General features: G+C 57.1%; 12 protein-coding genes. 11 read left to right on the forward strand and 1 reads right to left on the reverse strand.

Annotated elements, in window-relative coordinates; all coding sequences use genetic code 11:
- Positions 1-216: 216 nt before the first annotated feature.
- Complete coding sequence (locus F1529_RS12265) at positions 217-2,292, forward strand: transporter substrate-binding domain-containing protein (RefSeq protein ID WP_230457784.1); 2,076 nt, start codon at positions 217-219, stop codon at positions 2,290-2,292.
- Between the two features lie 80 nt (positions 2,293-2,372).
- A complete protein-coding gene (locus F1529_RS12270) occupies positions 2,373-2,660 on the forward strand; it encodes a hypothetical protein (protein ID WP_007150438.1) in 288 nt (95 codons plus the stop codon).
- A gap of 545 nt (positions 2,661-3,205) precedes the next feature.
- Here the strand turns inward: F1529_RS12270 and F1529_RS12275 are convergent.
- Entirely contained in the window at positions 3,206-4,126 is a 921-nt protein-coding gene (locus F1529_RS12275; protein WP_007148377.1) for an alpha/beta hydrolase, read from the reverse strand.
- 70 nt (positions 4,127-4,196) lie between these two features.
- On the opposite strand from F1529_RS12275, the gene F1529_RS12280 reads away from it, so the two are divergent.
- The 9 genes from F1529_RS12280 to F1529_RS12320 all read left to right on the forward strand — a co-directional run bounded on the left by F1529_RS12280 (position 4,197) and on the right by F1529_RS12320 (position 16,358).
- Positions 4,197-4,832 (forward strand): hypothetical protein, encoded by a 636-nt coding sequence (locus F1529_RS12280; protein WP_230457785.1) that lies wholly within the window; start codon positions 4,197-4,199, stop codon positions 4,830-4,832.
- 106 nt (positions 4,833-4,938) lie between these two features.
- Positions 4,939-6,729 carry a M61 family metallopeptidase gene (locus tag F1529_RS12285; protein ID WP_155135141.1) on the forward strand — a complete coding sequence of 597 codons (1,791 nt, stop codon included), beginning with the start codon at positions 4,939-4,941 and terminating at the stop codon, positions 6,727-6,729.
- 334 nt (positions 6,730-7,063) lie between these two features.
- The gene (hrpA, locus tag F1529_RS12290) at positions 7,064-11,014 is read left to right on the forward strand and encodes an ATP-dependent RNA helicase HrpA (protein WP_155135144.1); all 3,951 of its coding nucleotides are present in this window, start codon (positions 7,064-7,066) and stop codon (positions 11,012-11,014) included.
- A 190-nt stretch (positions 11,015-11,204) separates the two neighbouring features.
- Positions 11,205-12,335, forward strand: coding sequence for a beta-ketoacyl-ACP synthase III (locus F1529_RS12295; protein WP_007148801.1), 1,131 nt, complete (start codon positions 11,205-11,207; stop codon positions 12,333-12,335).
- 486 nt (positions 12,336-12,821) lie between these two features.
- Positions 12,822-13,118: a hypothetical protein gene (locus F1529_RS12300; RefSeq protein ID WP_007150356.1), complete on the forward strand. Its 297-nt coding sequence runs from the start codon at positions 12,822-12,824 to the stop codon at positions 13,116-13,118.
- Positions 13,119-13,130: 12 nt separating this feature from the next.
- Positions 13,131-14,042, forward strand: coding sequence for a DUF692 domain-containing protein (locus tag F1529_RS12305; RefSeq protein WP_155135147.1), 912 nt, complete (start codon positions 13,131-13,133; stop codon positions 14,040-14,042).
- Positions 14,039-14,809, forward strand: a complete 771-nt coding sequence (locus F1529_RS12310; RefSeq protein ID WP_155135150.1) for a DUF2063 domain-containing protein — start codon at positions 14,039-14,041, stop codon at positions 14,807-14,809. Before F1529_RS12305 ends, F1529_RS12310 begins: the two co-directional genes overlap by 4 nt.
- Positions 14,810-14,820: 11 nt before the next feature.
- Complete coding sequence (locus F1529_RS12315) at positions 14,821-15,489, forward strand: DoxX family protein (protein ID WP_155135153.1); 669 nt, start codon at positions 14,821-14,823, stop codon at positions 15,487-15,489.
- 65 nt (positions 15,490-15,554) lie between these two features.
- Positions 15,555-16,358, forward strand: coding sequence for a VacJ family lipoprotein (locus tag F1529_RS12320; protein WP_007149382.1), 804 nt, complete (start codon positions 15,555-15,557; stop codon positions 16,356-16,358).
- Positions 16,359-16,382 lie beyond the last annotated feature (24 nt).

Raw genomic sequence — 16,382 nt, forward strand, 5'->3', positions numbered from 1 at the left:
TCCGGGCGCAGGCGTTTTTCAACAGCCTGCTAGCCGTCTCGAGCAAAAATAGCGTGCTGGTTAACCGCTTTTAAGGCGTATATCAGCAAACGCCGTTTTCGCAGGTAAGTACGGATCACCTAAAAAGTATCGCCTGATGGGCATAGGCTGGTAACCTGAGCTAAGAAATAAACACTAGAACGGAAAAGGGGGGCGCCCATGCGAACAGGCATATTCATGCTCATATGTCTCGGTTTCACGCTGCTGGCCGGTTGTGACAAGGAGCCAGAGGTGGGGGAGGTCGTCAGCACCTTTGAAAACTACCAGGAAACCGGTGATTTGCCTGCGCTGAAGGAGCGGGGCTTCGTTCGGTTACTGGCCCCCCGGTTTGACGAGCCCTCCGGCCTGCCCCGCGATGGCATCCCGGCCAGCGAATACCAGCAGCAGGCGGAAGAATTTGTTGAGCACCTGGGGCTGGAGCCGCGCTGGGTGTATGCCGACAATTTTGGTGAGCTGAGCGCTCTCATCAATCAGGGTATGGCCGACATCATCATCACCAATTATTCGGTGACCAAGGAGCGCCAGAAAAGCCTCGCCTTTTCCACCCCGGTAAACGCCGTACAGGAGCGCTTGGTGGTGCCGCGGGCGCTGGCGGACCTGCCGCTCACGGAGATGGGGGAGGTGACGCTGTCGGTACCGGAAGGGTCCGCCTATCAGGAAACCGCCACCAAACTGGCCAAGCGCCACGACAACATCAGCCTGGAAGTGCTGGAAAGCAATGTTTCGGATGAGGAATTGGTCAACGGCGTGGCCAATGGTGAACTGGCGGCGAGTATCGTCGACAGCAATATGCTCGATGCGCTGCTTGAAGAGGACGGGGAGGCTGTGGCCGGACCGGTGGTCAATCGTAAACGCCGTATCGCCTGGGCTGTGCGCCCGGATAGCAGTGAATTGCTGGATCAGATCAACCAGTACATTACCAGCGAGCGGGTCATTACCTCCGTGGACAGCGAGGAAGAGCGTGACTGGGCCGAGATTCGTGAAAAAGGGGTGTTGCGAGTCATCACCTCCAATAACCCGGCCAGCTATTTTATGTGGCGTGGGGAATTGATGGGTTTTGATTACGACCTGATCAAGGACTTTGCCAAGCAGCATCGTTTGCGTGTCCGGGTTGTTGTACACGATACCCCATCCTCCATGTTTGCGGCCCTGGAAGCGGGGGAAGGGGATGTCATCGCCGCCTCCATGACTGTCACGGCAGAGCGGCAGAGCGCAGGCTGGTCCTTCAGTGAACGTTATCTGGAAGTGAATGAGCAGCTCATCGGCGAGGCGGGTGATACACCGCTGGAGACCGTTGAAGAACTGGCAGGGCGCACGGTGGCGGTGAACCCGGAAACCGCCTATTACGATACGCTCAAGGCGTTGCAAGAGGCGGGGAGCACGTTCGAGATTCTGGAAGTGGAAAACGCCAGTACGGAAATGTTGATCGATGGCGTGGCCAACGGCGATTACGACCTGACCATGGCCGATAGCCATCTGGCTGCCATGGAATCCACCTACCGGGATGACATCGCTGTGTTGTTCCAGTTTGAGCCAGCCAAAGAGATTGCCTGGGTGACCCGGGAACCCCAGCAGGCACTGCGTGAGCAGCTCAACCGCTATATAAAACGTGGTTATCGTGGGCTGTTTTACAACGTGACCTACAACCGCTATTTCAAGGAAAAGAAAACCATTGCGACCCATGAGGCCTATCGGGTGGAAGCGGGCCGGGATATTTCGCCCTACGATGAGCTGGTGCGTGGCGAGTCGCTCAAGTATGGCCTGGACTGGCGCCTGATTACCTCGCAGATGTACCAGGAAAGCCGTTTTAATCCGAACGCCCGCTCTTTTGCCGGTGCTCAGGGGCTGCTGCAAGTGATGCCCCGTACCGGCCGGCAATTTGGTTACAGTAATCTGACTAACCCGAAGAATGGCGTGGAAGCGGGGCTGGCTTATATCGACTGGCTGGAACAACGCTTTCCCGCGCGCCTGGACCTGGCGGAAAAACTGTACTTTACGCTGGCCGCGTACAATGCCGGCCATGGCCATGTGGAAGATGCCCGGCGCCTGGCGCAGCGCCTTGGCAAGGATCCGGACAAGTGGTTCGGCCATGTGGAGGAGGCCATGTTGCTCTTGTCCAAGCCCCAATATGCCCGTCAGGCCCGCTATGGGTATGTGCGCGGCTCCGAGCCGGTCAAATACGTGCGGGAAATCAAGAACCGCTATTTGGGCTATGTCGCCGCGCTGGGTGAGCAGGAGCAGTCTCAGCTTTAACCGGAATTTTACAACCCGGTCATGGAAAAGCCGGAAATGGGCCCCATTATCTGGGGTACCACTCATTGAAGGAGATTGTGATGGATCGCAACACTTTCATCGAAAAGGTAAAAGGCAAGCTGGACGAGCTGGATAATGAATTCGACCAGCTGCAAGTCAAAGCGGACAAAGCAGGTGAGGATGTCCGCCATCAGTGGGAAACCCGCAAGCTGGAATTGAAAGAGAAGCGCAAAGAGCTGTCCGCACAGCTGGACGAAGTGCGCAACGACAGCAATTCGCGCTGGGAAGACGTCAAAGATAGCGTGGAAAAAACCTGGGATAGCACCCTGGATGGGCTGAAGGACATCAAGAACAGCCTGTTCAAGTAACGCTAGGCGTTTGAAAAAAACCGGGCTTTTTGCCCGGTTTTTTTATGGTTCATCGCGGATTCGAGTGAAAAACTCGTTCTGGCCTTTTAATAGGCGTACCGCCAACCTTTCGCACTTTGCATGACGCTTAACGCCGAATACCAAGCGCGAAAACCACACAAACAGTAAACAAAACCCTGCTACAGCGCCGCTGTAGGAACGTATCAATGCGGAGTAACGCACGAGTTCCGTGCTGGCCAAAGGGTGAGCGAAGCGAATAATTTCTCTTGAGGGACGAACCTCGCGAAGCGAGGGAATTTCCAGCAGGCAGGCCCTTCCCGCAGATAAAGTCGGACGCCTGCCTGATAATCGCTGCCTGGCGATTTAAAGAACGGGTGCAGTTGACACATCGCTCACAGTCACAAGGCTTTCGGTTATTTCCCCAGGCACCGGGCATCAGGCGTCGGGTCCTCTCCTCAGTGAATTCGTCCGGCAAGACATCCAACTTTTACTATTCCCTCAATCCCGCGATGAACCCTCTTTTATGCCGCACCTGACCCGTTTTTTCAGAGACCTCCCAACCACTCGGTGATCGCCTGGTGCACTTCGTCACGGCAGTCATCGTTGAGAATTTCATGTCGACCTTGCGGCCAGAAGTGCGTGGTCAGCGGTTGCTCCATGGCATGCAACACTTTCTCCAGGGCCATCATGCCTTTGCCGTTGTCGCTCATGGGATCCTGTTCACCGCCTAACAACAGCACGGGCAGGTCTTCCGGCAGCTCGGACAACCCCGAAATGCTCTGGATGCGACGCATGGCGGTAACCAGCTGCACCCAGGTTTCCGTACTGCAATCGAACCCGCACAGTGGATCATCGATATAACGTTTCACTTCTTCCGCATCGTTGCTCAGCCAGTCGAAATCGGTGGCGGGTTCCGGTACCTGGGTGGCCCAGGCACCAAAGGTGAGCTTGCGTATCAGCGGGCTGGGGTTGCGTTTGCCCCGGCGCATGCGCTCGAAGAGGATGGGCAGAGACATTAACCGGTAGTAGGCACCAGGATGATAACTGCTGGCACACAACACCAGGCCGGCCAGGGCATCACCGTGTTGCTCAGCTGCGCCCAGTGCAATAAAGGACCCCATGCTGTGGCCGCCCAGCACGACCGGTAACTGCGGGTGTTGCTCTTTGGCCAGATGAATGACGCTGGCGGCGTCATTGACCAGATGTTGCCAGCCGTGCTGATCGCCAATGTGGCCCGCGGGGCTGGCCTCGTTGATACTGTCGCCATGACCGCGATGGTCCGGGCAATACAGGTGCCAGCCGGCAGCATTCAAGGTACGGGCCAGATTCTGGTAACGTGAGCCGTGTTCGGACATGCCGTGCAGCCAGATTACCGTGCCTCTGGCCGCTGCCGGTTCGCAGGGCCAGTGGTGGATGGCGACAACATGGTTATCATCCGTGGTGTGATGGATCATCTGTTCGGTCATAATAGTCTCCGGCTGCGCAAAACGTGCGTCATTGCCGAGGCAAGGTCAAGAAACTCAACGAGGAAGAGAGATGATAGCAAGAATAAAAGGTCTCCTGATGGTTTTCGCGGTGGCGGTGCTGGCGACGGCCTGTACGGCCCATAACACCATGGTTAGCAGTTCCGCCCGGGCCAAGGATCACCAGACCGGTGAGCATGTTAACAAGGTCATGGTGGTGGCGGTGGTCAATGACAAGCAGGCCCGCGACTCGCTGGAGTCCAATGTTGTGGCTGCCTTGAAAGCGCAGGGAGTGGAAGCAACGGCATCCGCCCCGGTATTGGGGGACCATTACAGTGAAGGGAAAACCCGCAAGCAAATGGCCGCCGATATCGCCTCGAAAGGTTATGAAGCGGCACTGGTAATCAGCGTCATCGATATCAAGGAAGAAATGCACTACACCCAGGGGGGCACCAATTTTGCCCCGGATATCGCGGTGTCCGGTGCCATGGGCCAGACCTATTACGTACGCCAGAATGCCACCTACGAGCCCGGCTATTTCAGCAATGACAAGAAGTACTTCCTGGAGTCCAATCTGTACCGGCTTCAGCCGGAAGGGCTACTATGGAGAGCCAAATCCACCACGGTAAACCCCAGTGACCTGCAGGCAGGGACCAGCGGTGTGGCTGATGCTGTTGTGGACCGAATGGCCAAGGATGACATGATTTAACCCCTGGCCTGCGCCGTTTACCGGGAGCCTTGGGCTCCCGGTTTTGTTTGTGATGCGTGAGCTAAATCCCGATTGAATGAACGCGACACACCTTTCAGGAGTAACCATGATCGAATACCGGATTCGCCCGCTGCGCCCCGAGGCGCACCTGTTTGAAGTGACCCTGACGGTGGCGGACCCGACCCCGGAGGGGCAGGCGTTCAGCTTGCCCGCCTGGATTCCTGGCAGTTATATGATTCGCGATTTCGCTCGCCATATTGTGCATGTGCAAGCCAGCAGCCATGGCGAAACCTTGCCTGTGGCCAAACGGGACAAGCAGACCTGGCAAGTGCCGCCCTGTGATGGCCCGGTACAACTGCTCTATCACGTTTATGCCTGGGATTTGTCCGTGCGTGGCGCGCACCTGGACACCACCCACGGTTATTTTAACGGCAGCTGCGTGTTTCTGGCCGCCATGGGTCATGAAGATCAACCCTGCCACGTTGCGATAGAGGCCCCGCAAGGGCATGGCTACAACGGTTGGCAAGTGGCGACCGGGCTGACACGGGAGTCCGGCTCGGAGCTGGGTTTCGGTGTGTTCCAGGCGGATAACTACGATGCCCTGATCGACCACCCGGTGGAAATGGGGCCGTTTGAGTATGCCCAGTTCGAAGCCTGTGGTGTGCCGCACTGGGTGGTGTTGGCAGGGCGTCATAAAGCCGATATGGCGCGCCTCTGTCGTGACCTGAAACCGATCTGTGAACACCATATCCGCATGTTCGGTGAGCCGGCTCCCATGGATCGATATGTCTTCATGACCCTGGTGACCGGCAATGGTTATGGCGGCTTGGAGCACCGTAATTCCACCAGCCTGATGTGTCCCCGTGATGATTTGCCACGCCGTACCGATGAACCGGGCAAAGTCCGCGATGGTTACCGCTCTTATCTGGGGCTGTGCAGCCATGAGTATTTCCATACCTGGAACGTGAAACGAATCAAGCCTGCCGCGTTTACGCCGTTTGATCTGTCACAGGAAGTGCATACCGAATTGCTGTGGGCGTTTGAAGGAATTACCAGTTATTACGACGACCTGTCCCTCGCTCGTACCGGACTGATCTCGCCGCAGAGCTATCTGGAGCTGCTGGGGCAGACGCTGACGCGGGTATACAGGGGGCAGGGCCGCCATAAACAAACGGTGACGGAATCCAGCTTTGATGCCTGGACTCGCTTCTACAAGCAGGATGAAAACGCGCCTAATGCCATTGTCAGCTACTACACCAAGGGATCACTGGTGGCGCTGGCACTGGATTTGACCCTGCGCAACCTGACCGCGGAGCAAAAGACGCTGGATGATCTGATGCGGGTGTTATGGCAGCGCTACGGCCAGACCGGTGAGGGCGTGCCGGAGCAGGGCATTCAGCCACTGGCGGAAGAAATCGCCGGTTGCGACATGAGTGACTTCTTTAATCAGGCCCTGTACAGCACAGAGGATTTGCCACTGGCAGAATTGCTGGCCGACCGGGGCGTGGAGCTGCACTGGCGTAGTGCTGCCGGGCATGGCGATAACGGCGGCAGAGCTGGCAAGGATGGCATTCCTCATCTGGGAGCCAGATTGGTGCCGGATACCATGGGGGCGAAAATCGCGGTGGCGTTTGAGCAAGGGGCCGCCATGGCGGCGGGACTATCCGCTGGTGATGTGATTATTGCCGTGGATGGCCTGCAGGCCACCACCAGCAATATTGATAATCTGCTGTCGGGTTTCCTGCCCGGTGAAGTCATGGAGATTCATGCTTTCCGGCGTGATGAGTTGATGCGGTTCAAGGTTCAGGTGGAAGTCACCGAAGCCAGCACCGCATTCCTGACTATCGCCAAAGGCGGGCTGACAGAAAAAGGCCGTGCGTGGCTGCACGCAAAATAGCGGCACGAAAATTCGTTTGTTACCCGTAGGAGTGACTTGAGAAGGGCTCCTGCCCAATGGCGCTGAAGGAGCCTCTGAAAAACTCCTTACGTGCTCAGCGTGGCCTGAAGCGTGCAGCTGTTGTGTCTTGTCTCGACGGACAGGGTGGTTCCCTTTCCTAGAGGCAAGGCGCAGCAGATGTGCGCTTCAGGCCGCGCCCTTCGGGTCTTCCAGGCTGGTCCGCACTCGTTGTTGACCTTTTTCGATGGATCGACATACACCTTCAAAAGGGCGCCTAGATTGCGAACCAGCCTGAAAGACTGAGCATGCAAGGCGTTTTTTAGAGGCTCCTTTAATGACCGATACCCTGAAACCGCTTTACCAGCAGCTCGACAAAGTACGTCGGGCTGACCGTTTCCGTCTGAAGAAACGGGTTGATGGCCTGGCACGAACGCCGGCCGGGAAACGTAACCCTAAAGCTGTAGATAAAGTCGCCGAGGCCATGGCCACCTCCATGGCCAGCCGGGATAAGCGTCTGGCATCCGTACCGGCACTGGAGTGGCCGGATCTCCCGGTTGTGGCCAGCCGGGAGGATATCAAGCAGGCGATCAGCGACCACCAGGTGGTGGTAATTGCTGGTGAAACCGGCTCCGGCAAAACCACCCAGTTACCCAAAATTTGCCTGGAGCTGGGGCGGGGTATTGAAGGCACTATTGGCCATACCCAGCCACGGCGGTTGGCGGCCAGGGCGGTGGCAACCCGGGTAGCGGAAGAGCTGCATAGCCCGCTGGGAAGCGCCGTGGGGTTCAAGGTGCGGTTCTCTGAGCAGGTCAGTGAACATTCGCTGATCAAGGTGCTCACCGATGGCATGCTGCTAAACGAAATTCAGCAGGACCGTTTTCTTAATCAATACGATACCCTGATTATTGATGAGGCCCACGAGCGCAGCCTGAACATCGATTTTCTGCTTGGCTATCTCAAGCAGCTGTTGCCGCGCCGGCCAGATCTGAAAGTGATCATCACCTCGGCCACCATCGATCACCAACGGTTTGCCGAACATTTCGGTGGCGCCCCGGTGCTGGAAGTGTCCGGGCGTACTTTCCCGGTGGAGATGCGTTACCGGCCACCCGCAGACGGGCAGGAGCTGTCCCGGCAGGTGGAAGACATCCTGCTGGAAATTCAGCGTGATGAGCGTCGCGATGGCCTGCCCATGGCGCGCGACGTACTGGTGTTTCTGGCCGGTGAACGGGATATCCGCGATGTGCACCACCATTTGAAACGCTGTGCGACTCATGGTTCCAGCCTGCGCGACACGGAAATTCTGCCGCTGTATGCACGACTCAGCCAGGCCGAGCAGCATCGGATTTTCTCTGCCCACCGCGGGCGCCGCGTGGTGCTCAGTACCAATGTGGCAGAGACCTCACTCACGGTGCCCGGCATTCGCTATGTGATCGATGCCGGTACCGCGCGTATCAGCCGTTATAGCGTGCACTCCAAGGTGCAGCGCCTGCCGGTGGAGCCGGTGAGTCAGGCCAGTGCCAATCAGCGGGCCGGCCGTAGCGGCCGCGTAATGCCGGGTATCTGTTTCCGCCTGTTTGATGAAGACGATTTTCTCAATCGGCCGGCGTTCACCGACCCGGAAATTCAGCGCACCAATCTGGGGGCGGTGATTCTGCAGATGGCAGACCTTCGCCTGGGCAAGGTCGAAGATTTCCCCTTTATCGAACCGCCGGATGGCCGGCTGATCCGCGATGGTTACCGGTTGCTGGATGAGCTGGGCGCGCTGACAGAGAAACAGACGCTGACAACACTGGGGCGGCAGCTGGCTCGTTTCCCGCTGGACCCCACCCTGGGCCGAATGTTGGTCGCGGCGGCAGAAAAGAAAGTGTTGCGCGAGGCCTTGATTGTGGTGTCCGCACTGGCCGCCCAGGATCCCCGGGAACGCCCCCACGATAAGCAGCAACAGGCAGATCAGGCCCACCAGCCTTTCACCGACAAGGAATCGGATTTCCTGTTCTTTGTGAAGCTGTGGCAGTGGGCGGATTCCCAACGCGAATCCCTGAGCCGCAATCAGTACGAGAAACTGCTCAAGAAAACCTTCCTGTCTCCCACGCGAATGCGCGAATGGCGCGACACCCACCGCCAGCTTTTATTGCTGAGTAAAGAGCAGGGCTGGGAGCTGAACGCGCCAGTGGAATCCGGGTTGGCGTTAAGGGAACCTGATAAGGCAAAGAGCAAGAACGGTGATAAGGATCCTCCGTCCCCGCTCTATGCGCCCTTACATCAGGCGTTGCTCACCGGGTTGCTGGCCAATGTCATGCAACGCACGGAAGAGGGCGAATGGTTGTCGACGCGAAACCGCAAACCCCTGGTATGGCCGGGGTCGTCGCTGTCGAAGACCAAGGCGCGCTGGTTGATGGCGGCAGAGCAGGTGGAAACCAGCCGGTTGTTTGCCCGGACCGTGGCAAAAACCGATCCATTGTGGATCGAACAGGCGGCGGGGCACCTGCTCAAGCGCCAATATTTTGAGCCGCACTGGTCGAAAAAGCGTGGCTGCGCCATGGCAAAGGAACAGGTCAATCTGTTCGGCCTGATTCTGGCCAGCGGCAGGCCGGTTAACTATGGGCCCATTCAGCCGGAAGAAGCCCGTGAGCTGATGATCCGTGAAGGCTTGGTCATGGGGCAGCTGACCCGAGAGCCGCCGTTTGTGAAAACCAATCGCGAGCGTTTTGAAACACTGGAAGAGATGGAGCATAAACTGCGCCGTCGGGACATTTTGGTGGATGAAGAAGCGCGCGTGGCTTTCTACGATGCGCGCCTGCCCAGTGACCTTCACACTGTCGCCGGGCTGATGAACTGGTACAACAAACAGGCCAGCGAGGAACAGAAAACTGCGTTGCTCATGGATGAGAGTTTCCTGCTTTCGCGAAGCCCGGATCTGGGCAGCGATCAGTTTCCCGATCAGCTTAAACTCGATGGGCTTCGCCTGCCGCTGGAATACAGCTTTGATCCCACCGGGGAGCGCGACGGCGTCACCCTGATCGTGCCGTTGGCTGCGTTGAATCAGGTGTCCGAGGCGCGACTGGACTGGCTGGTGCCCGGTTTGCTGCGTGAAAAACTGGAAGCGTTGATTCGGGCCTTGCCGAAGGCGCGCCGCCGCCATTTTGTGCCGGTGCCGGATTATGTTAGCGCCTTGATGGAAACTCTGACGCCGGATGAGCCGTTGCTGCCAGCCATGACCCGGGAACTGCAGCGCATGAGTGGCCTTCGTATCGAACTCGAGGAATGGCAGGCGGCCACCTTGCCGGACCATCTGCGCATGTTTATTCAGGTGGTGGACCGTGTTGACGGCAAACGCAAGGTGCTCGCCCAGGGCCGTAGCCTGGATGACGTAAAAGACCGGCTTGCCGGCGTCACCCGGGACTTGCCCAAGCCTCGCGAAGCCGCGCCGGCATTGCGTGGTCAGGAGTGGTTGTTTGGTGAGCTGCCGGAAACCGAGGATCAGGATCTGGGGGGCATGACCGTACGCCGTTTCCCGGCCCTGGTGGATGTCGGCACCGAGGTAGAGCTGCAGTATCGGGACGATGAAGTCGAGGGTGCCTGGGCACACCGATGGGGCACGGCCCGCTTGTTGAGCTTCAAATTGTCGGTGCAGCTACGGGATCTGCGCAAGCAGGCCTCGCAAATGGCGGGTTTCCAGAAGCTGAAAACCGAGAAAGGCGCCATGGCCCGTAATGCGCTGGATCATGCCTTGCTGCGGTTATTGGCCGAACATTTCCAGCTGGATGAGCCGGTGCGTAACGAGGCGGCGTTTCGGGACCGACTCAATGCCCACCGTGGGGACTTTGTGCCCTGGGCCCAGCAGCAACTGGCCACGCTGGGGAAACTGTTTGCGCACTACCGGCAGCTGATGGGAACACTGGAAAAAAACTTTCCGCTGGCCTGGGCCCATGCCCACCGCGACCTGAAGCAGCAGCTTGGGCAATTATTTCCCGATGACGTGCTGTTACAGGTGCCCTGGGCCTGGTTACAGGAATACCCGCGGCTATTGGGGGCCATCGACCACCGCCTGGATAAGCTGGGCGGGCAGATCGGCAAGGATCGCACTCTCAGTGCGGAGCTGGAGGCTTACAGCAAACAGCATGAAACCCGGGCTGCTGGCGCCCCGTTATGGAAGCAACCCGAGCCCTTGCAGCAGTTTTTCTGGATGCTGCAGGAATACCGGGTGAGCCTGTTTGCCCAGCAACTGGGCACCAAACTGTCGGTTTCAGCGAAGCGACTGAATAAACAGTGGGAGCAATGCTGAAGGGCGAATAGGCTTGCTTACGGCGCTCCAGGCACAGCACAAGACGTAAACGGGCCTCTGAACGACCGTAATAACCAACAAAATGGGCCCTGGTGCCTTTGCGCCGGGCCCACTGAATCCGGATAATCGACCCATTATCTAATTTGCTGTAGCAGGGCGGCTGGCCCTGCATTAGTGCGAGGACTCGCTTGTGAGCTATTCGGTTGTAATCAGTGGGACCGGCCTGTGGACCCCGGGCCAGACCATCACCAACGACGAACTGGTGGAATCATTCAATGAATACGTGGAGCGTTATAACGCCCGCAATGCACAAGCCATCGAAGCCGGCGAGCTGGAGGCTCTGGGCCCGTCCAACAGTGCTTTCATCGAAAAAGCGTCAGGCATCAAGCAGCGTTATGTAATTGATAAAACAGGCATTCTGGATCCTGACCGCCTCGCTCCCCGCATTGATGAGCGCACCGATGACGAGGTGTCCATTCAGGCGGAGATCGCGGTCAAGGCAGCCAAACAGGCACTGGACAATGCCGGCCTGACAGCCAATGACCTGGATGCTGTTTTGGTGGCCTGTTCCAACATGCAGCGTGCCTACCCGGCCATGGCAGTGGAAGTGCAAGCGGCCCTGGGTATGGACCACGGCTGGGGTTACGACATGAACGTGGCCTGTTCCAGTGCCACTTTCGGTATTCAGGCCGGCGTGGATGCGATCCGCAATGGCAGTGCCCGCCGGGTGCTGATGGTGAACCCGGAAATCTGCTCGGCACACCTGGCCTGGGAAGACCGTGACTGCCACTTCATTTTCGGTGACGTGGCCACGGCCGTGATTCTGGAGCGCAAGGAAGATGCGACCTCTGGCAATCAATGGGAGATTCTGGGCACTCGCCTGCAAACCAAGTTTTCCAACAACATCCGTAACAACTTTGGCTTTCTGAACCGGGCTGATGAGCGCGGTGTGGGCGCCCGTGACAAGCTGTTTCGCCAGGAAGGGCGCAAGGTGTTCAAGGAAGTCTGCCCCATGGTGGCCGAGCAGATCAGCTCGCACCTGGCCGATACCCAGGTGCCGGTCGATTCTGTCAGCCGCATGTGGCTGCACCAGGCCAACCTGAGCATGAATGAACTGATTTCCAAGCGGGTACTGGGCCGTCCCGCCACCCGTGAGGAAGCTCCGGTTATTCTGGATGCATACGCCAACACCAGTTCAGCGGGCTCCATGATTGCGTTTCACAAATACAATGAAGATCTGCCGGTGGACACCAAGGGTGTTATCTGTTCCTTCGGTGCCGGTTATTCCATCGGCAGCGTTATTGTGAACCGCATCAAATAATCACTGCTGCGTTCACCTGCTCTTCACTAAGGGAACCTCTGAATAACTCCTTGCGTACTCAGTCTTTCAGGCTGGTTCGCAATCTAGGCGCGTTTTTGAAGGTGTATGTCCATCCATCGAAAAAGCGCAACAACGAGTGCGGGCCAGCCTGGAAGACCCGAAGGGCACGGCCTGAAGCGCCCATCTGCTGCGCCTTGCCTCTCGGAAAGGGAACCACCCTGACCATCGAGACAAGACACAACAGCTGCACGCTTCAGGCCACGCTGAGCATGCAAGGAGTTATTCAGAGGTTCCCCTAGGGCCGCATTTTGCGGCCTTTTTTCTTTTTTTTTGGCCTGTAGCCGTAACGTTTACCTCACGCCCGCATCTCTATATTGTCTGTGTCAGGTGCTCTTGATTTGCGCGGGTGCCTGAGCCGGTAAAACGGCTTCGGACATGACATTCAATAATGTACACCCTCAAATAAAGTAAGTATGGAGACTTAACATGGCTAAGCTGACCAAACTGAACCCTCTTGCTGCTACCGTTGGTGCTGCTGTTGTCGCTTCTGCGCTGTCTGCACCAGTGGCCCAGGCTGCTGAAAATCCGTTTGCTGCTGCTGACCTGAGCGCGGGTTACCAGTTGGCCGCAGATCACGCTGAAGGCAAGTGTGGTGAAGGCAAGTGCGGCGAAGACAAGAAAGCCGAAGGCAGCTGTGGTGAAAAAGGTGCCGAAGGTAAATGTGGTGAAGACAAGAAAGGCGAAGGTAAGTGTGGTGAAGGCAAATGCGGCGGTGACGCATAAGGACGCCTGATCATGAAAACTGAGACACCAGTGTCCGGAGTGGGCCTGGGTCTTCGGCGGGCCCTCATGGGCCCGCTTTCACAGGCCCATGATTCCGCGCCTGACAGTATCCCCTTTGATTTTATGGAAGTGGCGCCAGAGAACTGGATTCCCATGGGCGGGCGTCTGGGTAAAGAGTTTCGTGCTTTTACCGAGCGCTATCCCTTTGTGACTCACGGGCTGAGTCTGTCACTGGGTGGGCCAGAACCGCTGGATTTCGAATTACTGAAGTCGGTGAAGTCGTTTCTTAAAGAACACAACATTCGCCGTTATACCGAACACCTGAGTTATTGCAGTGACCACGGTCATCTCTATGATTTGATGCCGATTCCCTTTACGGAAGAGGCGGTGCATTACGTGGCGGATCGTATTCGCCAGGTGCAGGACTTTCTTGAACAACCGATCGGCATTGAACACGTTAGCTACTATGCTCGGTTGGGGAATGCGGCCCCCGATTCACAGATGTTGGAAATCGACTTTGTGAATGCGGTATTGCAGGAAGCTGACTGCGAACTGCTGATGGATGTGAATAATGCCTATGTAAACGGTATTAATCACGGCTATGACCCCTACGATTTTATTTCCGCATTGCCTGGTGAACGCATTTGTTATTTGCACATCGCAGGCCATTTTGATGAAGCGGAAGATCTGAAAGTGGATACCCACGGCAGCGATGTGATCGACCCGGTGTGGGCATTACTGGACCACGCCTATCGGACGTTTGGTCCACTTCCCACGTTGCTGGAGCGGGACTTCAATATTCCGGATAACGAAACCCTTTTTGCCGAGTTGCGCAAGATTGGCGGTTATCAGCAACACTATGCGAGCGCGGCCATAAAGGCATCCGCGCCTGGCACGTCTTCCAGAAAGTCTGTGCAGTCATGAAAACCCCGGATTTTCAGACGCTACAGCGGGAATTTGCTGCGCACTTGCGTAATCCGGATTCGTATCCTGCCCCCGACGGCATCGAAGAGCGGCGTCTGGATATTTATCGCAATCTGTTTTTCAACAATGTGAACGGTTTTTTGCGCCAGGGGTTTCCTGTGCTGCACAGCCTGCTGGACAGTGCGCGTTGGCAGAGACTGGCCAGGGCATTCTTTGAAAAACATGCCAGTCAAACTCCTTATTTTCTGGAAATTCCCCAGGAGTTTGTCAGCTTTCTGGCCAGCGGCCAGGGCATTGAGCCCGGCGACCCGGTTTTTATGCTGGAGCTGGCGCATTACGAGTGGATGGAGCTGGTGCTGGACGCCTCCACAGAAACCTTCCCGGAAACCGGGTTTCATCCGGATGGCGATCTACTCCGTGCGATTCCCCAGCTTAGCCCTCTGCATGAGATATTGAGCTACCACTTTCCTGTGCACAAAATTTGTAGTGAATTTCAGCCGCAGGAAGCGCTTGAGCAACCGGTCTGGTTACTGGTTTATCGTGGCCGGGACGATGGCGTGCGCTTTATGGAAATCAACGCCCCGACGGCCAGATTGCTGCAGTTGATTGGCGAGCACCCAACGGAGACGGGTAAAGCGGTGGTGGGGCGCCTGGCTGAGGAAATGCAGTTTGCGGACGTGGCGGCGCTGGAAACTTTTTCTCGCGATATTCTGCAACAAATGCGTGATCGGGACATCCTAATAGGAACCTCACTGAGTCGCCTGTAAGGATCCTGACGATGACCACGCTACTGTCTTTGTTTCACCGCTGTCATGCGGCATTGAATCACACCCGTATTGCCGATTTCCTTGCGCCTCTGGCGCTTCGTTTGTTTCTGGCACCGGTGATGTTCAGCGCTGGATATAACAAGGCCATGAGCTTTGAGAGTACGGTGTCCTGGTTTGGCAACAGTGAATGGGGGCTGGGTTTGCCTTTTCCCGCGTTACTGGCCTTTTTGGCGACGGCCACTGAGCTGGTTGGCGGTGTCTTGCTGCTACTGGGCCTTTTCACCCGTTATATCAGCATCCCGTTGATGTTCACCATGCTGGTTGCCATTGGCACAGTGCACTGGGAAAACGGCTGGTTCGCCATCGCACCGGGCAATCCGGCAACCAGTATGGCTGCGCCCCTGGCCGAGGTCGGGTTTCCGGGGGCCGCGGAAAGTTTGCAGAACAGTGAGGCAGTGGGCGAGCGCCTGGGCCGGGCGCGGGCTATTCTGCGCGAGCACGGACAGTACGACTGGCTTACCGGTAAAGGCAATTTCGTGGTGCTGAATAATGGTATTGAATTTGCCGTTACTTACCTGATTATGCTGTTGGTGCTGTTCTTCTCCGGGGCAGGGCGCTTCGTTAGTCTGGACTACTGGATTGCCCGTCGTTGCTGGCCTCAAGAGCGCTCCAATGTGTAAAACCTGTGCGGGTTGGGTAACGGTTTGCCGGTGGCCCTGTTCGTAGGGGCCGGGGCGTCGCTATAATGCGGCGTCCATTACTGTCCGGGGTGTCCGTGCGTTATCTATTGCTGAGTTTGCTGTTATGTCTGCCATTCGCCGTTCAGGCGGAAGAAGACTGGGGAGATGCGTCCACGGCATTTGACTCCCCGGACGGCAAACCCAAGTACGAAGACCCCTGGGAAGACATCAACCGCAAGATTTTTGCTTTCAACGAAGCGCTGGACAAATACGGCCTCAAGCCCGTTGCCAAAGGGTACGACAAGGTCACGCCACAGTGGATGAACGACACCATCACCCGTTTTTATGAAAACCTGCGTGATTTTCGCAGCGGGCTGAACAGTGTCTTGCAGTGGCGCTGGGGGCATGTGGGCCAGAACTGGGGCCGGTTTGCCGTCAATACCACGCTAGGCATTGGTGGCTTGTTTGATGTGGCCAGCAAGGTGGATCTGGAGAAGCGCAATACTGACCTGGGCCTGACGTTTGCCCGCTGGGGTGTGCCGGAAGGCCCGTTCATGATGCTGCCGTTCTTTGGGCCATCCACAGGGCGGGATGCTGCGGCTATCCTGCCGGAAGACTACATGCGCCTGCGTCACTATATCCCCCACGACCTGACCCGCCACAGTTTTACCGCGGTGTATGTGGTCGACTTGCGGGCTGACTTGCTGGACCTGGAACGCAATATCGTTGGCGACCGCTATACCTTCCTGCGCAATGCCTACCTGCAACGCCGTCGTTTTGAAAGCGGTGACCGGCCGTCGTTGCGCTTTCCCGAGATTGAAGCCCGCGATTCGGAACTCAATGACGAGTACGAAGACGACGGCTGGTAGTGGTTCTGTGCGGTTGCCAGATGC

Source organism: Alcanivorax sp. VBW004 (genome assembly GCF_009718865.1).
Taxonomy (GTDB): Bacteria; Pseudomonadota; Gammaproteobacteria; order Pseudomonadales; family Alcanivoracaceae; genus Alcanivorax.